Genomic DNA, 23,845 nt, shown 5'->3' on the forward strand with positions numbered 1-23,845 from the left:
ATTATTCGGCGGTTGTATTTTCATATTCAGCGATGTGTTTTTCGATCAGGTCGGGAAGCCTGTCGATGTTTGGCAGTGCACTGCTGCATGCCGTAATGCCAAAGTCTAGCTTATCTTGATAGTTGGCAAGGGTGATGTTTAATGCCTGCCCATCGAACAGCACCGAGGCGGGGAAGATGCCTGCCAGTTTTGCACCATTTAGATACAAAGGCATATTGTCCCCAGGGACGTTAGAGATGATTAAATTAAAGGCTTGTTTGGCAGGGTAAGCACGCGTTGCCAGATTGATGCCTGCCCATCCATAAGTTAGGGCACTGTAATTGATCACTTGCGCCTGCGTCATGCGAGAGAAGCGTTTTTTGCCATCACTGATGCTACTTTTGATGGTTTTTAGGCGCGCTATGGGATTTGATTCATGTGTGCCAAGATTGGTTAGTAGGAATGACAGCTGATTGCCCAGACTGCTGTTATCTTGGCGAAGGCTGATTGGTACGAAAGCGATGAGCGGCTTATCAGGCAGAGCGTTTTGGCTTAATAGATACTCTCGAAGTGCGCCGGCACAGACTGCTAGGATGACGTCGTTTGTGGTGACGTCAAATTTTTGTGCGACGTTGGCAAATCTTGTTTTGTCAAAGGATCGCATCGCAAGCGTTCGTGCGCTGGAGATGCGCTGATTTAGTAGGGATTTTGGTGCATCAAAAGTGCTGATAAAATTATTGCGGTGGCGATGATTAAAGCCGCGCAGGATCTCTCGGGCGACTGGTTTTATCGTGCCAAGTTGTTCTTTGATGATTGTCCAAGCAGGCTTATGTATTGGTAAGGTGGCACCAATCTGACTGCGATATTTAGTGGATAATGACCAAAACGGCAGCATAAATCTGTCATCAGGTAAAGTGGATAATGAGCGCTCAAGCAATCGCATCGCGGCGATGCCATCGACCATAGCGTGATGAATTTTTAGATAAATGGCGAATCGTTTTGGTGCGCCATCTTGAATGGGTGCAATGCCTTCGATGAGGTGAAATTCCCAAAGTGGCTTGGTGCGATCCATCATGCGCCCATGCTCACGCGAGATATAAGCCATTAGCTCAGCATCACCGCCGGCGCGCGGTAGGGCTATATGGCGGAAATGATGATTAATGTCAAAGTGATCATCTTTATCCCAAAACCCGACGTTCTTTAATACTTGATTAAAAGGAAAGCTTGGGGTGGTTTTGCCACTTTTGATCTGATCGACCAGTTGCGTAACAAAATCATCGTCGGCAGAAGGTGGCAGCTCAAACATGCAAAGCCCAGCGACGTGCATGGGCTGTTTGCGTGTCTCTAGCAATAAGAATAAAAAATCAACCGCAGTTAAGGTGCGCACTCATCACTCCGTCAGGTTACTGGAAAAAGTAGCCAGTCTGGGGTGAGCTTGCAACCGCCATTTTGCGTGCAGGCATACGTCCTGCCAAGAAGGCTTGGCGACCTGCGTTGATGGCGTTCTTCATGGCGTGTGCCATTAATACAGGGTTTTGTGCATGAGCGATGGCAGAATTCATTAGTACACCATCACAGCCCAACTCCATCGCGATGGCAGCATCAGACGCAGTGCCAACGCCAGCATCTACCAAGATAGGTACGTTGGCGTTCTCGATGATTAGGCTTAGCGTGTGGCGGTTTAATAGACCTAATCCTGACCCGATCAAGCTGCCTAATGGCATCACGGCAACACAGCCCATGTTTTCCAATTCTTTGGCGATGATGGGATCATCAGAGGTATATACCATCACTTCAAAGCCGTCATCGATCAGCACTCGAGCCGCTTTTAGGGTCTCGGTGACGTTGGGATATAGTGTTTTTTCATCGCCCAGAACCTCTAGTTTAACCAGATTATGACCATCTAGCAGTTCGCGTGCCAGCTGGCAGGTGCGAATCGCACTATCGGCATCAAAGCAGCCTGCTGTATTAGGCAAGATGGTGTAGTCTTCTGGTGAGATGACGTCTAGCAAATTGGGTTCGCCTTTATTCTGACCGATGTTCGTGCGACGAATGGCGACGGTTACTATCTCGCTGCCGCTGGCTTTGATGGCATTGCCTGTTTCGGTTAGGTCTTTATACTTGCCTGTGCCGACCAGTAGGCGTGATGAGAAAGTGCGAGAACCAATGGTAAAGGTGTCATTAATTAAGGGGTTGTCTGATGCGTTCATGTTGTTGCTCTTTTATTTTAAAGTATGATAAAAATTGGAACTTAGTATAACAAAATTTGTCACAAAATTTTAGTAAAATTTTGACTCTTGGGTGTGTGGAAAATATAAATACAAAAAACCCGCTATAAAAGCGGGCTTTAAAATATGGGGTGAGTAATGGGACTTGAACCCACGACAACCGGAATCACAATCCGGGGCTCTACCAACTGAGCTATACCCACCATAACTAAAAATAAAACAGGCAAATGGCGCGCCTGGCAGGATTCGAACCTGCGACCACCTGCTTAGAAGGCAGATGCTCTATCCAACTGAGCTACAGGCGCTCGAGTGGCTTAATGTTAGCAATTTTCCGTAGAAAAATCAAATACTACTAACAAAAAAAGCCGTTAAGGCTTTAAATATGGTCGGAGTGGAGGGATTCGAACCCCCGACCCTCTGGTCCCAAACCAGATGCGCTACCAAGCTGCGCTACACTCCGAATTACTTAGGTTTGACTGATTATTCATCGGTGTCTGCCGTCGTTGTGGTGCGTATAATACAGCCAAGTCGTAAATGTGTCAATAAAAATTTTTAAAAAAATTATAAAAAATTCATAACTATTTGAATTTTAATAACTTTTAAATCATCAAGATTGACACATTGATTCTATATTAAGATTTGTCTGATTCGCTGATGATTGGCATGCCGAGAGCTTTCGCACCTCGTGTGCCACCGGTGATATGAATGATGTTGCGCGTCGGGTCGATTTCGTTGAGTAGTGTGCAGGCGCGTTCGGCTTTGGTGCCACCACCGCATAGCACATAGACATCGCCTGTCGTGCTGTCTAGCAGCGCTTGATCTAAAGTTTCGATCGGTTGGTTCTGGGCGTATTCGATGTGACCTGCCTTATAATTGGCTTCATCGCGCACATCATAGATGGTCTTGTTTGCAGAGGGTGTGAAGTCTTTAATATCAATTTGAGTAATCATGAATCATCGTAAAATATAACATAAGTTTCTTTATCTTAAGGCTTTATCGTCTATTTTGCAAATAAAGAATGATTGGCAACCTGTGTCTCTGGCTTGATTAAGACGATGAATTACATATTTGCAGATTTGGTCATCAAAAGTCTTGGCGTTCATTCACAAAAAAATCGTATAATATGACTTTTTCAGATAAGTCAGTATATGAATTCAATAATAAAACGCTGTGCTTGGTGCGGTGATGATCCAATCTATCAGGCTTATCATGATCATGAATGGGGCGTGCCTTGTCATGACGATGACAAGCTGTTCGCCATGCTATGCTTAGAGGGGGTGCAAGCAGGACTTAGCTGGATTACGGTCTTAAAAAAGCGCAAGGCTTATTATGAAGCTTTTGATGGTTTTGACGCTGTAAAGATTGCCCAATACGACAGCCGAAAAGTTGATGAATTGATGAATAATGAGGGCATCATCCGTCATCGGCTAAAGATCGAAGCGATCATCAGCAATGCCAAAGCTTATCTTAAAATCAAACAAAATCAATCATTTAATGATTATGTCTGGGGCATTGTGGCAAATCATCAATCTCAAACCCCGCTGATAAATCATCCTAAAGACATCAATGACATACCAACACAAACGCAGGCAAGTCAAGCACTATCTAAGCAGCTAAAAAAAGACGGTTTTAAATTCGTCGGCCCAACCATTTGTTATGCTTACATGCAGGCATGCGGCATGGTCGATGATCATGTGATAGACTGCACATACAAAAGGAAGTAAAGATGAGAGCTTGGACGATGGTTTGGGCTTTATTGATGGTGGTGGTTACAGGACTGCATGCTTGGCGCTTTGGGTTCATTTGCCGTTTGAGGTATGGGCATACGCGCTGATTGGGCTTTTGGGCTGTTCGGTATTCGCGATCGTCTTAACGAAATTTATCTCATTATCTGTACCCAGTTAATTGGCTGCTGCGTTGGTGTGTTCGGTGTTGTCGGTCTTTGTGTGGATTGGGATGAGCCGAGCCATGAGCGGAACTGAAACCTTGAAGTTCAGCACATTTTTGATTATACCCAAGATCCTGCCAATCCTAATCTCATCACCGTGCAGAGTGTGCGTAACTTTCATTGGCGAAGCGAGACGGATTACGATGTAGATTGGCAGACTCGAACCTATGATTTAAATCAGCTTGAGACGATGGATTTGGTGCTGTCGATCTGGGGTAATGAGAATATTGCGTAAACTTTGGTGACTTTTGGCTCTGCTGATGGGCAGCGACTTGCATTCTCGGTGGAGATTCGTAAAGAAGTTGGCGAGTCATTTTCTAATATCGGTGGGTTTTTTCGGCAGTTTGAGCATTCTGTGATTGCCGCCGACGAAAAAGGCATCATCTTTACCCGATCTAACATGCGCCACGAATCGGTGTATCTGCATCCTTTAACCTATGATAAACAAAAAATGAGAGCGCTGTTCATGACCTATCTGCAAAAAGGCCATGAGCTTAACCAACAGCCTAAATGGTGCCAAACCATCACAAGTAACTGCACGACCGTGATTTATCAGTTGGTTCGCATGATTGATGCAGATGCTAAGATACTGCCTTTTGATTATCGGGTGCTGGTGTCTGGCAGATTGCCAAGTTATCTGATTGAATTGGGTGTAATCAGACCTAAGTACGATCCTGATCAATGGAAAAAAATCGCCCACATTAACTCAAAAGTTGCCATGTATGACGATGGTAATGCCATCACAATCGAGCAATTCTCCAAAAAGATACGAGAAAATCTGCCAAGATGATGGTTTTGCATTTCTTCGAAAAGAAAAAATTTCGTTCGCCCCCTATATTTTTTATGTAAATTTTAGTAAAATTCGGTTTTACCAGTAAATGATGAATTATTATGACTAAATTTATCTTTGTAACTGGCGGTGTGGTATCCTCATTGGGTAAAGGTATCACTGCCGCTTCTCTTGCTGCTGTCTTGGAAGCCCGTGGTCTAAAAGTTACCATGACCAAGATGGATCCATATATTAACGTTGACCCAGGCACGATGAGTCCGTTCCAGCACGGTGAGGTTTTTGTGACCGAAGACGGTGCGGAGACAGACCTTGACTTGGGTTATTATGAGCGTTTCTTGCGTCATTCTAAGATGACCAAGGTCAACAACTTCACCTCAGGTCGCGTCTATCAGACGGTACTTGCCAAAGAGCGTCGCGGCGACTATCTGGGCGGTACAGTTCAAGTTATCCCTCACATCACCGATGAAATCAAAAGCCGTGTTCGCGCATCGGGCGAGGGCTTTGACATTGCCATCGTTGAGATTGGTGGTACGGTTGGTGATATTGAGAGCTTGCCATTTATGGAGGCGATTCGCCAGCTTCAAGTTGAGCTTGGGCATGACAATTCGATGCTCATGCATTTGACGCTACTGCCATACATCAAATCTGCCAGCGAACTTAAAACAAAGCCGACTCAACACTCTGTCAAAGAACTATTGTCTATCGGTATTCAGCCTGATATTTTGGTTTGTCGTACTGAGCACGATGTCGATGCCGATACTAAACGTAAGATTGCACTGTTCACCAACGTTCCAGAGCGTGCTGTCATCGTATGTAAAGATGCGCGCAGCATCTATGAGATTCCGCGTAACTTCTACGAACAAGATCTTGATGACTTAGTTTGTGAACGCTTTGGCTTTGCTGTGCCGGAGGCGGATCTGTCTGATTGGGACAGGGTCATTGAGGGTCTATTCACCGCAGAAGGCGAGATCGTCGTGGCGATGGTCGGTAAATATGTAGAGCTGCCTGATGCTTATAAGTCTGTCAATGAAGCCTTGCTACACGCCGGTATCCATAATAAAACAAAAGTAAAAATTCACTACATCGATGCTGAGAAATTAGAAACCCAAGCTCATCTGATGGACGAGCTAAAATCATGCGACGCAGTGTTAGTTCCTGGTGGATTTGGCGAGCGTGGTACTCTTGGTAAGATGATGGCGATTCAATACGCTCGTGAGAACAAGAAGCCTTACCTAGGCATCTGTCTAGGCATGCAGCTTGCCGTGATTGAATTTGCGCGCAATGTGTTAGGTCTACAGGCGAACTCTACCGAGTTTGACCGTAAGGCTGCCGACCCAATCATTGGACTTATTACAGAGTGGTTCGATGAGAAGGGTGAATTGCAGATTCGTTCTGATGATAGTGACCTTGGTGGCACGATGCGTCTGGGTGCACAAGAAGCCCGGCTTGTTGCGGGTACGAAGCTTGCTAAGATCTATGGGGCGACCACCATCACCGAACGCCACCGCCATCGCTATGAGATGAACAACCGCTACATCGAACCGCTAGAGAATGCAGGCATGAAGATCTCTGGCTACTCTGCCAAGCAGCATCTGGTTGAGTCAGTTGAAATCAGTGATCATCCTTGGTTCGTGGCGGTGCAATATCACCCAGAATTTACCAGTTCGCCGCGTGGCGGACATCCGCTGTTTAATAGCTTTATTAAAGCAGCGATTGATGTGAAAGGCTAATTCATGAAGCACATCAAGACGCTTGGTGTGCTTTTTATTCATAAAGTTTGATTTGGATGGATTATATCCAAAGAGACTCATAAAGGATAATGTTATGACGCAATCATTAACCGCGCCATTGTCGCATATTAATGTGGCGGGCATTGAGATTGGTAATGACAAGCCATTTGTGCTGTTTGGCGGCATGAATGTACTTGAGAGCCGTGAACTTGCTTTTGAGATCGCCGAAAGCTACATCGACACCTGCACGCGCCTGAACATCGGCTATGTGTTTAAGGCCAGCTTTGACAAGGCGAACCGCTCAAGCTTACTTTCATTCCGCGGCCCAAGCCTTGAAACTGGTCTAACTTGGCTTAATGACATCAAAGAAAAATACGGCGTGCCCATCATCACAGACGTGCATGAGCCTTATCAGGCAGCGCCAGTGGCGAAAGTGGCTGACATCATTCAGCTGCCTGCTTTTTTGAGCCGTCAAACCGATCTTGTTAACGCCATGGCAAAAACAGGTGCGGTCATTAATGTCAAAAAAGCACAGTTCTTAGCACCGCACGAGATGCGCCACATCATCAATAAATGCCTAGAAGCTGGTAATGATAAGGTCATCCTGTGTGAGCGCGGCACATCGTTCGGCTATAATAATCTGGTTGTGGACATGCTTGGCTTTGATACGATGAAAGCCATGAACGTGCCTGTGTTCTTCGATGTGACTCATGCCTTGCAAGAGCCGGGTGCACGCGCTGACAGTGCGGGCGGTCGTCGTCATCAGATTACCACGCTTGCCCGAGCGGGTATGGCCACGGGACTTGCCGGTCTGTTCTTAGAATCGCATCCAGACCCTGATCATGCCAAATGTGATGGGCCATGCGCGCTAAGACTGTCACAGCTTGAACCATTCTTGACGCAGTTAAAGCAGATTGATGATCTGGTCAAGGGCTTTGCTGTATTGGACACTCATTAATTTTGTAGATTTATTCATCAAAAAAGGATGCTTTTATGTACGCTGAAACTACTGACAATGCTGTTGAAATTAAAGACATCATCGCCCGTGAAATTCTAGACTCACGTGGCAACCCAACCATCGAAGCCGATGTGATCTTGGCAAATGGTGTGTGCGGCCGTGCTGCCGCGCCATCTGGCGCTTCAACAGGTTCTCGTGAAGCGTTAGAACTGCGCGATGGCGACAAATCTCGCTACCTAGGCAAAGGTGTTAAAAAAGCGGTTTCAAACGTAAACAGTCAAATTCGCACTGCATTACTAGACAAAGACGTTACCAACCAAAACGAGTTGGATAAAATCCTGATCGATCTAGATGGTACTGAGAACAAAGGTAATCTGGGTGCGAACGCTACTTTGGCGGTGTCTTTGGCTGCAGCGCGTGCCGCAGCAACCGCCAAAAACCTACCACTGCATCAGTACATCGCAAACCTACGTGGTCAGACTTCTCTTACCATGCCTGTGCCAATGATGAACATCCTAAATGGTGGCGCGCACGCAGATAATACGGTTGATATCCAAGAATTCATGATTGAGCCTGTTGGTTTTAACAGCTTCTCAGAGAGCTTGCGTGCAGGTACAGAAATTTTCCACAGTCTAAAATCTGTCCTAAAATCACAAGGTCTTAACACTGCTGTTGGCGATGAGGGCGGTTTTGCACCGAACCTACGGTCAAACGAAGAAGCGATCACTGTCATCATGCAAGCCATTGAACAAGCGGGCTATAAGGCAGGTCAGGACATCTATTTGGCGCTTGACTGTGCATCATCAGAATTTTATAAGAATGGACAGTACATCCTAGAGGGTGAGGGCAATAAAGCATTCACCAGCGAAGGTTTTGCTGACTATTTGGCGTCTTTGGTGCGTCAATACCCAATCATCTCAATTGAGGATGGTCTGGATGAGAGCGATTGGGATGGCTGGGCGTACTTAACCAAGCAGTTAGGTGATAAAGTTCAGCTGGTGGGTGATGATCTGTTTGTCACCAATCCAAAAATTCTGCGTGAAGGCATTGATAAGAACATCGCTAATGCCATCTTGATCAAATTCAACCAGATCGGTACACTGACCGAGACACTAGATGCGATCTATCTGGCTAAAGAAAACGGCTATGCGACTGTAATTAGCCATCGCTCAGGTGAAACTGAAGATTCTACCATTGCTGACCTAGCAGTAGGCACAGCGGCTGGTCAGATCAAGACAGGTTCGCTATGCCGTTCTGACCGCGTGGCGAAATACAACCAACTGCTACGCATCGAACAACAAGTAACGGCAGCATTCCGCGGTCGTGAAGAGTTCATCGGTCTGCGCGGTTGATTGGGGTGAGCGTGGCAAGTCCTGTAACCAAAAAATCAACACAAATCATCACGCCACCAAAAGGGCTTGGCGTGATGGGTTATGTGTGCTTGATCGCTTTTGCTGCCATCGTACTTGCGCTTTTGCAGCAGCAGTATTGGCATGGTGAGAATGGTCGTGCCAATCTGAATAATCTTAATGCTCAGATCGCCAAGCAGAATGATTTTAACACCGAGCAGGCTTATACCAATAATCTGCTGCGTGCTGATGTTCGTGATCTAAAGACGCAATCATCTGCAATCGAAGAGCACGCGCGACTTGATTTGGGTTTAATTAAGCCGGGCGAGACTTTCTATCAGATGTCAAATGCGCCGATTACTTATAGTCGGCAAATGGCAACGAGCAATGAGGTGGATGCTGTTGAACCTGTCGAGGGGTTGATCAAAGAAAGTGGCGAGCCATCGCGATAACAGACATAAGATTGGTGAAAGCCAATCTTATTTTTTAACTTTTTAATTTCTTGATAATAAGTACCACCAATGTCAAATCATCAATCGCATTACCATCCTAAGATTCACGCCTTAATTGTGGCAGCTGGTAAGGGTTCACGTTTTGGGGCGGCAGTGCCTAAGCAATATCTAAGCTTGGCGGACAGAACTGTCTTAGAAGAAAGCATCGAAAGACTCAATGTAGATGGTATTGATGATCTGACGCTGGTATTGGCAGGCGGTGATGAGTATGCATCGGAGCTGGATTTTAAATTTAGTCGCCCAATCCGTCATGCGGTAGGTGGTGCTGAACGTTGGCAGTCGGTGCATTCAGGTGTGCAAGCAATACGAGAACATGGCGGCCTGGATGATGATTGGGTTGTGATTCATGATGCGGCGCGCCCTTGTCTGCCCAAGGTGGATTTGGTACGGTTGTTGGATACTCTTGAAAGTACATCGCATGATGGTGTAATCTTAGCAACACCTGTGGTGGACACACTAAAGCTAGCTACAAATGAGCAGGGTATTATCAAGACAGTCGATAGATCGGGTCTGTGGCAAGCCCAGACACCTCAAGCTTTCCGCTTAAATAAGCTTGAGTGGGTACTATCACAGATCGCCAAAGACAATCTGATGATCACAGATGAGGCGAGTGGCTTTGAGATGTTGGGGCTTGGAGTGCAAATCGTCCAAGGATCTAGGCTTAACATGAAGCTTACCTATGCTGAGGATTTGCCTTTGATGGAATTGATATTGCAGAATTTCATCAAAAATGAGCGGTAGGACATTGATTAGCCCATGCCAAGTTTAATGAGTGTTATCGTCATAGGGTTAGTGCTTGGCGTGCTGGCTTTGATGCCAAGCATCAGGCTTGGTGATACTCTTGAAGCTTGGTTGTCTGCACCATCGTCTTTTGGATGGTTGTCTTTTGATCTGGTGTTCATTGTGCTTATGACTGTGTGGGTACAGCGATGTAGATGTATTTCAAAAGCTTTGATTATCTGTGCATGTGGTCTGGTGATCGGGTTATTGTTTGTACTGCGCTCGATGATGGCGTATGTGCAGTTCGAGCAGCATACCATCAGTCAAAGCCATACCGTCACCGCCATCACAGACGTTAGCGAGATTAGTGACAGTATCTACGATCCCGTATCAGAGTCTGCTTATCGGCAAAAGGTAACCATTACAGACATTAGACCTACCAACCGTCCACAAGCTACCAATGCGACAATATCCGCCAATCCATTTGGCGAGATATCTGAGTCAGTCGCATCTGATGCCATTGAATTGCCTAACAGCATGAACGTGCTTCTTAGTGCTTCGCCAAGACGTGATCAAAATAACCCAGCCTTGGCGCAATTAAATAACCTTATTCCAAATACCTCCGCGAAACTTACCTTGCTCATTGAGCCAATAAGTACACAAAAGAGCGCAAGCGGCTTTGACAGCAATGTATGGCTACGAACTCGTGACATTCATGCCACTGCACGCGTGCTGTCTGTGGATCAGATCGAATCGGCTGATGATTATCGCATCAGTACAAGGCTGCAAGGATTAAGGCAGCGATTGCGTGCTCATTTTTATGAAGATTGGCATGATTACGACATTTTTAATCAACAAGCAAGGGCGGTAACTTTAAGCCTGCTAACGGGAGACAGATCGCTCATCAGTAGGCAAACCAAGGACCTTTATCAACTGGCGGGCATATCGCATTTATTGGCGATATCGGGCATGCATGTGTTATTTTTGGCGCTGATATTGGCGGGGCTGACTTCTTGGTTGTTAGATAAATTTCCTAAAGTATATGGCGCTGTTTCTCGCAAGCAGATTCGCCTTATTATCATGGTAGCAGCGAGTTTGATTTATGCCACCTTTACAGGCTTTGATGTGCCTGCAGTGCGAACTGTGTATATGCTTGGGGCGGTGGCTTTGGCTAGGTACTTTGTTCTGCCAGTGTCAAATTTGTCCTTGTTGTTTATTGTTGCGCTGATCATGACGTGGCTTGATCCTTATGTGTTGTGGCAGGCGGGATTTTGGCTGTCTTTTGTGGCAGTGTTACTGCTCATGAGATATGAAAGTACGCCTATTCAAGAAGTGACCACTGCAACAAGAATTTGGCAAAAGGCTAAGAGTGCCACTGCTTTGCAGTTGTGGTTATTTATCGGGATGCTACCTGTTTCGATATTGTTTTTTGGCAAGGTGTCGCTGTGGGGTGTGTTGGTAAATTTATTTGCCATTGGTCTGTTTGGCTCAATCATCCTGCCGATAAATCTGCTGGCGGGTGTGATTTATGCAATTTCACCAAGCCTTGCGGACGGGTTGTGGTCGCTTAGTTCTTGGATATTATTAAAGCTTCATACCGCGCTTGAATTTGGTTTGGTGGGTGATTCTTGGCTGTATGTGCCATTTGGGATGTTAGGCTTGGTGCTTGCTGTCTTAGCGATATTGCCCATGCTGTCGAAGGCGCTGCCTAAGAGTGCAGCCATCATACCTTTATCAGTGTTACTAATGCTGTTGATGAACGGTCATTTTTATACACCTAAGGATGCCAAGCCCACCGCTAAAGTTATCAAAACTGATAATCAAGCCTTGCAAGTTGTACTCATTCAACACCAATCTCATTCGTGGCTATTGCTGGCGGACTTTGGCATTAAGTCATTGCCTGATGGTCAAATTGATGTACTCATTGATGAATTAAAGCGTCTGGGCGTAAGAAATCTAACTGGTGTTGTTGCGCAGAATTCTGGTCAGGCACTCACCAAGCTGACCGCTGCGATTCATGCGCGTCTACCCATAGAGCGTTATTGGCGCGCAGGACAGGGCGTTCTAAAGCTTGCCAATGTCATTGATGAGCCATGTCAAGCCGGCCAAATCCATCAGTATGACGGCGTGAGCATTCGCATGCTGACAGGTTGGCAGCAGATTAATGATGTGGCTGTTTGGGATTGCGCAATTGAGATCAGTAGTGAGCTTGGATTTAATATCGATCAACCAATGGAAGCTGAGAGTGATGAGCTGTTGCCTAGCGACATCAAGCAAATTATCGTCAATGCGGCAACCCATGAAGATGTATGGCATCTATGGCGACTTCTATGTGTGGATATGGATATTATGCCAAGGCCTGAGGCTGGTGCGTCTTTATGGCTGTCGCATGCGTTTGCCAAAGATGATGCTGATGTGATGGTTGATTTTGAAGCGACGTTATGGCGGGCACGATAGTGGGTTCGGCTATCATATTTGGTTTTTTTCGGTTACAATAGGTCTATTTGAAGTAATACATAGGAGATCACATGGCGTGGCCACCAAATCCTCATAAAAATCAAACTCCAACTCAACAAGAGCTCACCACATCAAATGCCCCACAGCCAAACTCGCCTGAATGGCGACTCATCGAAAAAACGATGATGGCGAGTATTGATGAACAGCGTCGCGCACGTCGTTGGAGTATTTTCTTTAAATTGCTAACGTTCGCCTATGTGGTGTTCTTTGTGCTTATGCTGGGTCGAGGCTGTGCACCGACCCAAACCAAAGGTGCCCCACTGGGCATCAGTGAGCCACATTTGGCCGTGGTGGATGTGCGCGGTGCGATTACGGCTGATGGCGAGACGAGCGCACACCACATTAATAGTGCATTGACAGAGGCATTCGAGAACACGCATGCCAAGGCGGTTGCACTTGCCATCAACTCGCCAGGTGGTTCGCCCGTGCAGTCTGATGAGGTGTGGCAGATGGCGATGGATCTAAAACAAGAGTATCCCGATAAAAAACTGTATGCGGTGATTGGTGACACAGGCGCATCAGGTGCGTATTACATCGCATCGGCAGCGGATGAGATTTGGGTGAATCCATCAAGCTTGGTAGGCTCAATTGGTGTCATCATGTCAAGCTACAACATCGGGCAGCTACTTGACAAGATGGGTGTGCAAGACCATACAATGACCGCAGGCGAGTATAAGGACATTCTGTCCATGTCGCGCCCGATGAATGAAGCTGAGCGTGCGCATGTCCAAAAGCTGCTTGACACCACTCATCAAAACTTCATCGATGCAGTCAAGCAAGGTCGCGGCGACAAACTAAAAAATGCCGAGCAAAATCAAATCTTTACAGGGCTGTTTTGGACAGGAAAAGAGTCTGTTGAGCTGGGATTGGCTGATAAGATTGGCAGCATGTCGCAATTGGAAAAAGAACTTAAGCTAGAACAGGTGAATTATAGCTATGTTGATCCTGTGAAGCAGTTCTTTGATCGCTTTGGCGTACAGATGGGCAAAGGTCTGGGGCAGGGCGTTAAGATTGCCATGAGTGACGAGGTGAAACCAAGCCTAAGATAATGTCAAACAAATAAAAAACACACCTAGGTCTTAGGTGTGTTTTTTATTGGGATTAATTATCTAAATCGCAGCTTTTGTTAACATCTGCCAAGGCTTCATCGATGATTTTTTGGCTGACGCCTTTTTTGCGAAGCTTTTCGATGAATAGCACGTCATCAGATAGGTTGTAGTTGCAGTTATCTCGGTCTAGACCTTGACGAATATAAAGGCGAATCAGTCCTTGAATTCTATTAAAGCCATGCGCTCCAGCGGTATCTTCAAGATGCGAGATAATCTCTTCAGATAAGCGCAGATGGATGGGGCGCATGATGACTTCAGGATGATTGGAAAATTTGTTTTTGATTTTTGGGGAAATCATGGTTGCTACCTTGCCAAAATTTAAAGAGTATTGTAACACACAAGTGGTAGGAAAATAAAACAAAAGTTGTAGAAAACTTTAAGTGATTCTTGTGATTGCGTTAAGTGTATAACTTTGATTTTTATGAATTTTCATAAAAAAATACGCACCGATGTGGTGCGTATTTTAGGTCTTGTTATTAGTGACGGAAGTGACGCATGCCTGTGAACACCATGGCGATGCCGTGTTCGTTGGCAGCGGCGATGGTCTCCTCGTCACGCATAGAGCCACCAGGTTGGATGATGCATTTGATGCCAGCGGCGGCGGCATTGTCAATGCCATCGCGGAATGGGAAGAAGGCATCTGATGCCATGACAGCACCTTCAACCACCAGACCTGCGTGTTCTGCCTTAATGGCAGCGATACGTGCAGAGTTCACACGGCTCATCTGACCTGCGCCGATGCCGATGGTTTGGCGATTGTTGGCATATACGATGGCGTTAGATTTAACGTATTTGGCAACTTTCCAAGCAAAGATCAGATCGTCAAGCTCAGCTTCGGTCGGTGCGCGCTCAGTCACGACGCGAAGATCGTTCTTAGTGATCATGCCTAGGTCTTGGTCTTGAACCAACAGACCACCATTAACGCGCTTATAGTCTAGCTGCGTGGCGCGCTCTTCTGGGTTAGGTAGATCGCCGCAGACCAGTACGCGAACGTTCTTCTTCGTGCCCGTTACTTCTAGCACACCATCTTCGATGCTTGGTGCGATGATGACTTCAACGAATTGACGCTCAACAATGGCACGTGCTGTCTCAACATCAAGCCGGCGGTTAAAGGCAATGATGCCGCCAAATGCTGATTCTGGGTCGGTGGCATAAGCCAGGTTGTATGCATCCAAGATGCCATCTAGTGAAACTGACACACCGCAAGGGTTGGCGTGTTTAACGATCACACAGGCAGGTTTGGTGAATGATTTTACACATTCTAAAGCAGCATCGGTGTCAGCGATGTTGTTATAAGACAGCTCTTTGCCTTGTAATTGGCGAGCGGTCGCAACCGAGGCTTCTTGTGCGCCATGCTCCACATAGAATGCGGCTTTTTGGTGTGGGTTTTCGCCATAACGCAGGTCTTGTGATTTGGCAAGCTGTACGTTAAAGGTGCGAGCAAAATCAGTCATTCGGGTGGAGTCTTCGCTTGGTGCTGTAGCGGCATCGTTTAGACGTGCGCCAAAGAATGAAGCAATCATGCCGTCATAATGCGCGGTATGTTCAAAGGCCTTTACCGCCAAATCAAAACGCGTGGCATAGCTGATGTCGCCTGCGGTTTGGATTTCGTTCAGTACGCGTGCATAGTCTGCTGGGTTGGTGATGATGCCAACGTGTGCATGGTTCTTAGCGGCAGAGCGCACCATGGCAGGGCCGCCGATGTCGATGTTCTCGATGGCGTCAGACATTTTTACGTCAGACTTAGCCACGGTGGCTGCGAATGGATATAGGTTCACCGCGACGATGTCAATGCGATCGATGCCGTGTTCGTTCATGATGTCATCATCGATGCCGCGACGGCCTAGGATGCCACCGTGGATTTTTGGGTGTAGGGTTTTGACGCGGCCGTCCATCATCTCGCTAAAGCCTGTGTGCGCCGAGACTTCGGTCGCTGCCACGCCAGATTCTGTTAATAGCTTAAATGTACCACCAGTTGATAAAATTCCAAAACCTGAATCTACCAAGCCTTTGGCAAATTCAACAATACCCGCCTTGTCCGAAACTGACAATAAGGCAAAACGCTTAACACTCATAATACCCCCAATGCGCATGACTGCGACTGTATGAACAATAAATAAAATATAAGCCAAATGTACAAAAGAGCGACTCCATAATGACATGAAACGCTCTTGTCAAAAGCCGTTGCCATGATAGCAGTTTTGGCGTTTTTTATAAAGGGGTAGAGGGGATTTTTGTGTGAAATTTTACCATTATTGCAGGCGAAATTGTGCAGATTGGCTAATTACAGCAGTCAGTGTGCTTTTGATTTGTTGCGCAGGGGGTGCCACGGGTTAGACCAAGTAGCTTGGTGGTTTTTGATTGGTTACCGTGAGTGTGCTTGAGCGTCGCGATCAATAGCGGACGTTCAAGCTCGGCCAAGAATACTTGATAGATGTCATTGGCCTCCTTGTCAGCGGTGGCTAGATACTGCTCGACCGCTTGCTCAATGTGCGTCGATCGTGGGATGGGACTAATGTTTTGGTCAATCAGGGGAATCTTGAAATATAAAATCAAATCTAAACTGAATAAATGAATTTTCGACCACAAATCGCAAAGTGCAATTAAAAACAAGTCTAAATATTTAAATGTTGCGCAAATATTAACAAAAGCTTGCTGAAATTGGTAACGGTTTTATGTTATGCAGTACAATAAAAATGTAATTGTGTAATGATTAAAAAATATACAACTTAATTTGATGAAATAAATAAATCTTATGAAAGACAATGACTTATCACCGTGTTGGATGAATTTTGAACAAAAGTTAATATTTGTAAAACGATACAAATAATTCATAAAAAATCAGCTTTTAATCAATAAGATCAAAAGCCGATATGTATCAAATGGTCAAAAGGCGATTATTTCTTGATGCCTGACAGGCGATGCCAGTGGTGATCGTCTTTGTTATCATAGTGATAAGCGGCACCTAATTCAAAATAAGGCGCATAGGCATCGATGACGCTTTGGGTTTGGTTCTCAATCAATCCTGCTAGTACGATCGAGCCACCGTCTTTTAATAGGGTGCTAAATAGCGGCGCAAATTCGATGAGTGGCTTGGCTAGGATGTTGGCTGTGATGGTATCGGCTGTGAGGTCATGCGCGCGTTGATATTCGCTAAACTCTTCGGGCAAGAAGACTTTTAGGCGGTCGGATACGTTGTTTAGGGCGGCGTTTTGGCGTGTCGCGAGAATGGCCTGCGGGTCGATATCCACTGCCAATACTTCTTTTGCGCCCAGTAGTAATGCTGCCACGCCCAGCACGCCTGAACCACAGCCATAGTCAATGACGACTTTGTCTTTTAGATTTTGCGCTGACAGCCAGTCTAGACATAGGCGAGTCGTGGCGTGATAGCCCGTACCAAAGGCAAGACCTGGATCTAAAATCAGATTCGTCGCGGTAGGATCAGGCGCGTCTAGCCATTCAGGGACGATCCATAGATTGCCTTCGCATTTGACGGGCTTATAATGCGCCATCCATTCGCGGGACCAGTCTTTGTCATCAAGGCGCGTCGTCCAAAATCGGCTTGCGCTCACTTGTGCGGCGATGTCATTGGCAAGCGTCTCAAAATCCGTGCCATCGAATCGATCGTCTGAATTGGTGTCGTAGATGGCAGTCAAGATAACCTCGTCCCATAGCGGCTCCTCGCCAGGCAATGGCTCAAATAATGGCTCATCGCCCGCGTCTTCTAGAAGTATGGAAACCGCTTCGCTTTCATAGAATAAAGCCTCAGCGAATTCAACTTTATCTTTTGGGCATTGTAGATGTATGTGTTGCCACGACATAAAATAGCCTTATGTTATCAATTAGAATAAACGCATTATAACAAATTTTATCAATCATTTAAAAAATTTTGAGTATTGAACAGCTGCATCGTTAGGCACTATTGATAAAATTGCTCAGATGTGGGCGACTCTTCGTTGCTAGGCGTGTAGAATTCTTCATCAGAAGGCATGGGCTCTTCGATGATATAATCATCCTCTAAGTAGTCTTCTTCCATGCTCACCAGCTCATCACCCAGTGCGTCGATGCGCTCTTGTAGGGTGACATTGTAGCGTATGTTCGCAGCGCAGCTGCCGTATTCTTGTGGCATGAATTCACGAATCACCGGTGCCCATATCGCTCTTTGGCAGCCTTGATGGGACAGCAGTCCTGTGCCGTTATCCAGCCACGTCCATTCGATATCTGCAGGCAGTGGCAGCTCAACAGGCGTGTGATTAAGCGGCTGCATGAATGCTCGCCAAATGGGCAGAGCGCCTGAGCTTCCGGTAAGCCCGATGGGTTTATTGTCATCACGTCCAATCCAGACCACGGACACATAGTTACCGCTATAACCTGCAAACCAAGCATCGCGCCCATCGTTCGTCGTGCCAGTCTTGCCTGCTAGATTAAGGGTTGAATTAAAGTTACCTGCGCGTGCCGTACCGTGAGTGAAGACTTTTTGCATGGCGTAATTGGTCAGATAGGTTGCCTTGGGCGATAGGCGAATCTGAGCTCGGCTGTCACTGTTTTGAAGGACTTTTCCTTTATCGTCAATCACGCTTTTGATGGTATGAATGGGCGCGCTGACTCCGCTATTGGCGAAAGTCTGATAAATGCTAAGAACTTGCATGGGTGACATATCTACCGCGCCCAGCAGCACTGAAGGGTAGTTAGGAGTCTGATCGCTGACACCCAGCATCTGCAGCTGACGATAAAAAATCGGCAAACCAAACTCCATGCCAACATTGACCGCAGCTTGGTTGTAGGACTGAGCCAGTGCGGTGGTGAGTGGTGTTGCGCCATGTGAGATGCCGCTGTAGTTCTTGGGTGTCCAAGTCTGATTGCCGATGGTATAAGTCAGCGGGCTGTCATCAACGCTACTGGCTAGATTGTAACGACCTGACTGTAGGGCAGTGAGATAGATAATGGGTTTTAGGAGTGAGCCGACTTGTCGCTTGGCATCGATGGCGCGGTTGAATCCTGTAAAATCAGCACTACTACCAACAATGGCAACCACCTCGCCCGTAACAGGATTGGCGCTAATGAGCGCACCTTGTAGATTGGATTTTTTGTTATTTTTGATGGCATTATCGGCGGCACGTTGGGCGAGAGGATCTAGGGTTGAGATGATCCTCAGACCACGGTTTTGTAGGTCTTCTTCTTTATAATAAGCCTTCAATTCGCGCTGAATCGCATCAAAAAAATCAGGAAAGCGGCTCTTGGCGATGGTTGGGGTCTTGACCACGTCGAGTGGTTTTTGGGTGGCGCTGTCGTATTCTTCTTGGCTGATTTTGCCTGTGATGAGCATGTTGTGCAGCACGGTGTTACGACGGTCTTTGGCACGTTCTGGGTGCTTTCGTGGATTGTAGTAGCTTGAACCTTTGGCAATGCCGACCAATAGCGCGTACTGATCAAGACGAAGCTCCGCCAAGGGTTTATTAAAATAAAACTGCGATGCAATGCCAAAGCCATTCACCGAGCGATTGCCATTTTGACCAAGGTTGATCTCGTTTAGATAAGCGAGCAGGATCTCATCTTTTTCATAATGCAGCTCAAGAAGTAGAGCCATTAGGGCTTCATTGGCTTTACGTTTTAGGGTGCGATCAGAATTTAGGTAGAAATTTTTGATCAGCTGCTGTGTGATTGTTGAGCCGCCTTGGCGCGTACCGCCTGTGACATTAGAGAGTAGGGCGCGCGCGGTACCACGCATGGACACGCCGTGATGCTCATAAAAGTTACGATCTTCGGTGGCGATGAGTGCATTCATCAGATGCTTTGGCACATTGTCCTTGGTGAGTAGAATGCGATCTTCATTATTCTCAGGATAGATGCCGCCGACATTCACTGGCTCTAAGCGCAGCGCTGTTCGCTGAGTGGGCTGACTGGTCTGCAGGCGGGCGATTTTACCATTGGAGAACAGCACCTTGATGGTCTGCTTGGGTTCGACATCGCCATCACCATAATTAAAGCCACGCGTATAGATGGTGTAGGTGCTGCCTGATTTTTGGTAGCTGCCTTGGGTGTTTTTGCCTTGGCTGTAGTTAAGGAGTTTTAGCCATGATTCTAGATCGCCTGCTTTGACAGGTGCGTTCGGATATAGCTCTAGCGGGCGTGAATAGACAGTGGCGGGGATGTCCCAGCGGCGATTTTCAAATTTATTGATGATGGTGTTATTTAGATAAAACGCATATAAACCCAATAAAATCATCACCGCAACAATGATGATAAGCAGGATAAAACCAATGATTGAGCCTTGTTGTTGTTTTGGGGGTTGGCCTGTAAATTGATCAAAGGACTTCGTCATAAACTGACCTTGCAAATAAATTACCAACATACTAGCGATTTGCGATGAAATTATCAAGGGGCTTGTATGATTTGATGTGCTTGTTGGTTTCGGGTTTGTAGAATTTTTGATAAGTGTTTCAATTTTATGGTAATAATACAAATAAGTTCATGGAAAATTGATGAAAAAACACCGTGAGTATTGTCATCGTGTTACTGGAGAATTTCTCAATCAACGCGCCTGATGACACATGAAAGTGATATAATAACGCGTTTATGCCAAATTAAAAAAGTGTTTGATTATGAATACTGCTGCCGATACGAAGATGAATGAGATTGAGCAATCACTCATTTTGCCGCCAGAAGGGGCGTGCTTTCATTGTGGGGAGGTGCTGCCAAAAGAGCCATTTTATACCGTGATTTTTGATAAATCGCGTCCGATGTGCTGCCTAGGCTGTAAGCTTGCTTCGCAAAGTATCGTAGAGTCTGGACTTGAGCAGTATTATCTAGATCGCAGGGAGATCAGTCCGACCGCAAGCCTGCCTGATGCGATGAATTTTGATGCGTATAATCATGACGACATCAAGGCACAATTCGTCTATCAAGAAGATGGCGGCAGCACGGCAGAATTATCTGTGGCGAACCTACGCTGCTCGGCGTGCACGTGGCTTATTGAGACGCGTCTAAGAGCAATCGATGGCGTGCGTGCGTGCCAAGTGAACCTCACTCAGCAAAGAATGCGTGTAAACTGGGATGAAAATCAGTGCGACATCGGTGAGATTCTACAGGTGGTGCATTCGGTGGGTTATAATGCCAAGCCATATCGCCAAGATACGCATGAGGCGATGATGAAGCGCCAAAACAAGCAAATGCTCATCCGTCTTGCCATCGCTGCGCTTGGTGCGATGCAGGCGATGATGTTCTCGATTGGCATGTATTTTGGCGAATATAGTGGTATTTTGACTGAACATCGAGATTTCTTGCGCTATGTGGCGATGTTTGTAACCATTCCTGTGATGTTCTATGCAGGCGTGCCGTTCTTCACGTCGGCTTACAATGCCATCAAGGCGCGTCAGGTGAGCATGGATGTGCCTGTATCGATCGCGCTGATTACTACTTTTGGTGCTAGCGTTTATGCGACATTAACAGGTACGGGTGAGGCGTATTTTGATTCGGTGTCGATGTTTATCTTTTTCTTATTGGCGGGACGCTACATTGAACAAAATGCCCGCCTAAAAGCATCAAACATGGCATCAGATCTGGTGGTGATCGAGCCGATTTTGGTACAAAAAATCGCCCAAGATGCGTCATTGGTAACAAGTTTATCTGCTGATAATAAAGCAAGCATCATCCAATCATGGTGGCAAAATCACCACCATCTAGATAACATCCTAGAGCGGAACGTAGATGATGGGGATAAGATTCTGGCACAGTCTGTCAAGGTGGGCAACATCATTCGCATCGATGCAGGCAGCCAGATCGTCGCTGATGGTATCTTGTTATCACAAAGCGCCACGGTGTCGCAGAGTCTATTGACCGGTGAGAGTGATCTTATCGTCAGGCATCAAGGCGATATGGTGGTCGGTGGCGCTCAGAATGACAGCCAGCCGTTCGTCATGCTCGTCACCAAGGAGATCGATAACAGTCAAATCGCGCTCATTGATCGACTTATGAACCGCGCCATGAGCGAAAAGCCCAAAATCGCCCAAGATGCTGATAAGATGGCGCGCTGGTTCGTGGCACGCGTGCTTGTCCTGTCATGCCTTGTGTTCTTGGTGTGGTGGTTTGTGGATAAGAGCGAGTCGCTGTGGGCGACGGTAGCGGTGCTGGTGGCGACTTGCCCGTGTGCTCTTAGCCTTGCCACGCCGATTGCACTTACTGTAGCGACCAATCGCTTGGCGGGATTTGGATTCCTAGCGACGCGCGGGCACACCATTCAGACGTTATCGGAAGTGTCTTATGCTTGTTTTGATAAGACGGGTACACTGACGCTGGGTCAGGCTAATCTGCTAGACACAGTGAGTGTGATTGATAAGACAGAAGCCCTAAAAATCGCTGCCGCGCTTGAGATTGGCTCAAAGCACCCTGTGGCGTGGGCGCTACTCACTGCTGCTCATGGACTTCATTTGCCTAAGGTAAAAGACAGCACACACCACACGGCGGGCGGTGTGGAAGGCTGGATAGATGGTGTGGCTTATCGTATCGGACATCAAAAATTCGTCCTACCAACAGGCGTACTGGCTGATGAGCTGCATGAGAATCTACCTGCGCATCAGGCGAACATGTCGGTATTATTGTCAAGTCAGGTTAATGGGGTGTGGCAGGTGGTGGCACGGTTTTATTTTAATGATGCGATTCGCCAAGATGCTCGCGCGATGATTGATGAATTAAAATCACAAAACATCACACCAATCATGCTAACCGGCGACCCAAATCCAAATGCATTAGAAGTGGCTAAGCAGCTGGGCATCGAGCAGGCTTATTTTGGTCTGACGCCAGAGGGCAAAGTCAAGCACATCAAAGACCTACAAGCGGCAGGTCATGCCGTGCTCATGGTGGGCGACGGGATTAATGATGCGCCTGTACTGGCGGCGGCGAATGTCTCGACAGCGATGGCAGGCGCAGCCGATCTGGCGCAGGTGTCCGCTGACAGTGTGCTATTGGGTGGGCGACTCATGCCACTGGCGCAAGCGACCAGACTGTCCACCAAGACCCAAAAAATCATCCGCCAAAACTTACGCTGGGCACTAATCTATAATAGCTTGGTGCTTATTCCTGCGGCCTTAGGCTATGTACCGCCTTGGTTGGCAGCGATTGGCATGAGCTTATCAAGCTTGCTCGTTGTGGCGAACGCCATGCGCCTAAAACGTTGATCGTTTGGTTAATCATAAGTATAAAAATATCGCACCAATTGAGTGCGATATTTTTATTGGTAAGTTTCATTAGTTAATCAGTCGTCTTGTAGATAGCCGATTAAGCGCAGGAATTCGATGTACATCCATACTAGGGTTGATAGAATACCGATGCTATACACCCATTCAAATTCACGAGCCACGCCGTATTGGACGCCTTTATCCACATTATCAAAATCAAGCAACAAGCTAAACGATGCAATGATCACCACAAAGATACTAAAGCCAATCGCGACCATGCCGCCATCGAACAATAGGGGTAGGCTTGAGCCGAACAGTCTAAAGCCAAGCTGTACAAGGTATAGGATACCAATGGCGATGATCGCAGACGTTAGGATCGAGCGGAATTTCTCAGTAACTTTCACGATGCCTGTGCTGTACAGGGTTAGCATCACGGCTGCGGTGATGAAAGTGGCTGACAGCGCTGACAGCGGTACACTAGGGTATCTTAGGAACATGATGGTGCTAAACGCCCCAAGCAGCACACCTTCACACAGTGCATATGGCACCGCTAAGCTCTTAGCAAGGTGTGGCTTAAATGCTGATACCAAGCCTAAGCCCATGCCTGCAAACAGGCCCACCAAGGCAAGCGGATATAGCATACTAACCGATATACCACCCATCAGAGCATAGAAGAATACACCAAAGCCTGAGACGGCAGCCAAAGCCAATAAGAACGCGCTTTTTTTGACGACACCGCCAACGGTCATCGGAACACTACCAGCCGCAAGCTCGGTGCGACTGACGATAGGGTTTGCCATAATTTTTCCTTAATAAAAAAATAAAAATCTTT

At 46.7% G+C, this 23,845-nt stretch carries 21 protein-coding genes and 3 tRNA genes; 12 read left to right on the top strand and 12 right to left on the bottom strand.

The genetic code is table 11. The features are described 5' to 3' along the window. Position 1: 1 nt before the first annotated feature. From MBO_RS06810 to MBO_RS06835, 6 genes are all read right to left on the bottom strand, one after another. On the bottom strand, positions 2 to 1,366 hold the full coding sequence (locus MBO_RS06810; RefSeq protein ID WP_036366039.1) for a WS/DGAT/MGAT family O-acyltransferase: 1,365 nt from the start codon (positions 1,364 to 1,366) through the stop codon (positions 2 to 4). Positions 1,367 to 1,382: 16 nt separating this feature from the next. After that, positions 1,383 to 2,189 carry a thiazole synthase gene (locus MBO_RS06815; protein WP_046701214.1) on the bottom strand — a complete coding sequence of 269 codons (807 nt, stop codon included), beginning with the start codon at positions 2,187 to 2,189 and terminating at the stop codon, positions 1,383 to 1,385. Positions 2,190 to 2,334: 145 nt separating this feature from the next. Next, positions 2,335 to 2,410: transfer RNA gene (locus tag MBO_RS06820), tRNA-His, on the bottom strand. A gap of 25 nt (positions 2,411 to 2,435) precedes the next feature. Beyond that, positions 2,436 to 2,512 (bottom strand) — tRNA-Arg (locus MBO_RS06825). A 78-nt stretch (positions 2,513 to 2,590) separates the two neighbouring features. Further along, positions 2,591 to 2,667 (bottom strand) — tRNA-Pro (locus MBO_RS06830). A 172-nt stretch (positions 2,668 to 2,839) separates the two neighbouring features. Continuing rightward, on the bottom strand, positions 2,840 to 3,157 hold the full coding sequence (locus tag MBO_RS06835; RefSeq protein ID WP_036366042.1) for a rhodanese-like domain-containing protein: 318 nt from the start codon (positions 3,155 to 3,157) through the stop codon (positions 2,840 to 2,842). A gap of 198 nt (positions 3,158 to 3,355) precedes the next feature. Here MBO_RS06835 and MBO_RS06840 point away from each other — a divergent pair, with 198 nt between their 5' ends. The 11 genes from MBO_RS06840 (at position 3,356) to sppA (ending at position 13,780) form a co-directional block, all read left to right on the top strand. Then, positions 3,356 to 3,931 (top strand): DNA-3-methyladenine glycosylase I, encoded by a 576-nt coding sequence (locus MBO_RS06840; RefSeq protein ID WP_036366044.1) that lies wholly within the window; start codon positions 3,356 to 3,358, stop codon positions 3,929 to 3,931. A 10-nt stretch (positions 3,932 to 3,941) separates the two neighbouring features. After that, positions 3,942 to 4,112 (top strand): hypothetical protein, encoded by a 171-nt coding sequence (locus tag MBO_RS06845; protein WP_160169674.1) that lies wholly within the window; start codon positions 3,942 to 3,944, stop codon positions 4,110 to 4,112. A 149-nt stretch (positions 4,113 to 4,261) separates the two neighbouring features. Continuing rightward, positions 4,262 to 4,390, top strand: coding sequence for a hypothetical protein (locus tag MBO_RS10200; protein ID WP_257791624.1), 129 nt, complete (start codon positions 4,262 to 4,264; stop codon positions 4,388 to 4,390). Between the two features lie 6 nt (positions 4,391 to 4,396). After that, entirely contained in the window at positions 4,397 to 4,945 is a 549-nt protein-coding gene (locus MBO_RS06850) for a lipoprotein N-acyltransferase Lnb domain-containing protein (protein ID WP_227540072.1), read from the top strand. 101 nt (positions 4,946 to 5,046) lie between these two features. Continuing rightward, positions 5,047 to 6,675, top strand: a complete 1,629-nt coding sequence (locus tag MBO_RS06855) for a CTP synthase (protein WP_036366046.1) — start codon at positions 5,047 to 5,049, stop codon at positions 6,673 to 6,675. 94 nt (positions 6,676 to 6,769) lie between these two features. Then, entirely contained in the window at positions 6,770 to 7,633 is an 864-nt protein-coding gene (gene kdsA / locus MBO_RS06860; protein ID WP_036366050.1) for a 3-deoxy-8-phosphooctulonate synthase, read from the top strand. A gap of 35 nt (positions 7,634 to 7,668) precedes the next feature. After that, positions 7,669 to 8,985: a phosphopyruvate hydratase gene (gene eno / locus MBO_RS06865; RefSeq protein ID WP_036366054.1), complete on the top strand. Its 1,317-nt coding sequence runs from the start codon at positions 7,669 to 7,671 to the stop codon at positions 8,983 to 8,985. Positions 8,986 to 8,996: 11 nt separating this feature from the next. Then, the gene (locus MBO_RS06870) at positions 8,997 to 9,434 is read left to right on the top strand and encodes an FtsB family cell division protein (protein WP_227712689.1); all 438 of its coding nucleotides are present in this window, start codon (positions 8,997 to 8,999) and stop codon (positions 9,432 to 9,434) included. A gap of 69 nt (positions 9,435 to 9,503) precedes the next feature. Further along, a complete protein-coding gene (ispD, locus tag MBO_RS06875) occupies positions 9,504 to 10,235 on the top strand; it encodes a 2-C-methyl-D-erythritol 4-phosphate cytidylyltransferase (RefSeq protein WP_036366057.1) in 732 nt (243 codons plus the stop codon). Positions 10,236 to 10,250: 15 nt separating this feature from the next. Further along, positions 10,251 to 12,671 (top strand): ComEC/Rec2 family competence protein, encoded by a 2,421-nt coding sequence (locus tag MBO_RS06880; protein WP_080702218.1) that lies wholly within the window; start codon positions 10,251 to 10,253, stop codon positions 12,669 to 12,671. A 71-nt stretch (positions 12,672 to 12,742) separates the two neighbouring features. After that, a complete protein-coding gene (gene sppA / locus MBO_RS06885) occupies positions 12,743 to 13,780 on the top strand; it encodes a signal peptide peptidase SppA (RefSeq protein WP_036366062.1) in 1,038 nt (345 codons plus the stop codon). Positions 13,781 to 13,832: 52 nt separating this feature from the next. On the opposite strand, the gene MBO_RS06890 is transcribed toward sppA, so the two are convergent. The 5 genes from MBO_RS06890 to mrcB all read right to left on the bottom strand — a co-directional run bounded on the left by MBO_RS06890 (position 13,833) and on the right by mrcB (position 20,162). After that, positions 13,833 to 14,138 (bottom strand): hypothetical protein, encoded by a 306-nt coding sequence (locus MBO_RS06890; protein WP_036366064.1) that lies wholly within the window; start codon positions 14,136 to 14,138, stop codon positions 13,833 to 13,835. A 178-nt stretch (positions 14,139 to 14,316) separates the two neighbouring features. Further along, positions 14,317 to 15,915 (bottom strand): bifunctional phosphoribosylaminoimidazolecarboxamide formyltransferase/IMP cyclohydrolase, encoded by a 1,599-nt coding sequence (purH, locus tag MBO_RS06895; RefSeq protein WP_036366067.1) that lies wholly within the window; start codon positions 15,913 to 15,915, stop codon positions 14,317 to 14,319. 205 nt (positions 15,916 to 16,120) lie between these two features. Next, the gene (locus MBO_RS06900; protein ID WP_227712690.1) at positions 16,121 to 16,396 is read right to left on the bottom strand and encodes a helix-turn-helix domain-containing protein; all 276 of its coding nucleotides are present in this window, start codon (positions 16,394 to 16,396) and stop codon (positions 16,121 to 16,123) included. 341 nt (positions 16,397 to 16,737) lie between these two features. After that, complete coding sequence (gene prmA / locus MBO_RS06905) at positions 16,738 to 17,661, bottom strand: 50S ribosomal protein L11 methyltransferase (protein ID WP_036366070.1); 924 nt, start codon at positions 17,659 to 17,661, stop codon at positions 16,738 to 16,740. Between the two features lie 98 nt (positions 17,662 to 17,759). Beyond that, entirely contained in the window at positions 17,760 to 20,162 is a 2,403-nt protein-coding gene (mrcB, locus tag MBO_RS06910; protein ID WP_080702219.1) for a penicillin-binding protein 1B, read from the bottom strand. 280 nt (positions 20,163 to 20,442) lie between these two features. Between mrcB and MBO_RS06915 the strand changes: the two genes are divergently transcribed. Then, positions 20,443 to 23,013, top strand: a complete 2,571-nt coding sequence (locus tag MBO_RS06915) for a heavy metal translocating P-type ATPase (RefSeq protein WP_036366073.1) — start codon at positions 20,443 to 20,445, stop codon at positions 23,011 to 23,013. 77 nt (positions 23,014 to 23,090) lie between these two features. On the opposite strand, the gene MBO_RS06920 is transcribed toward MBO_RS06915, so the two are convergent. Continuing rightward, positions 23,091 to 23,813: a Bax inhibitor-1/YccA family protein gene (locus MBO_RS06920; RefSeq protein WP_036366075.1), complete on the bottom strand. Its 723-nt coding sequence runs from the start codon at positions 23,811 to 23,813 to the stop codon at positions 23,091 to 23,093. Positions 23,814 to 23,845: the final 32 nt, after the last annotated feature.

This window comes from Moraxella bovoculi 237 (genome assembly GCF_000696305.2).
In the GTDB taxonomy this organism is placed as follows: domain Bacteria; phylum Pseudomonadota; class Gammaproteobacteria; order Pseudomonadales; family Moraxellaceae; genus Moraxella; species Moraxella bovoculi.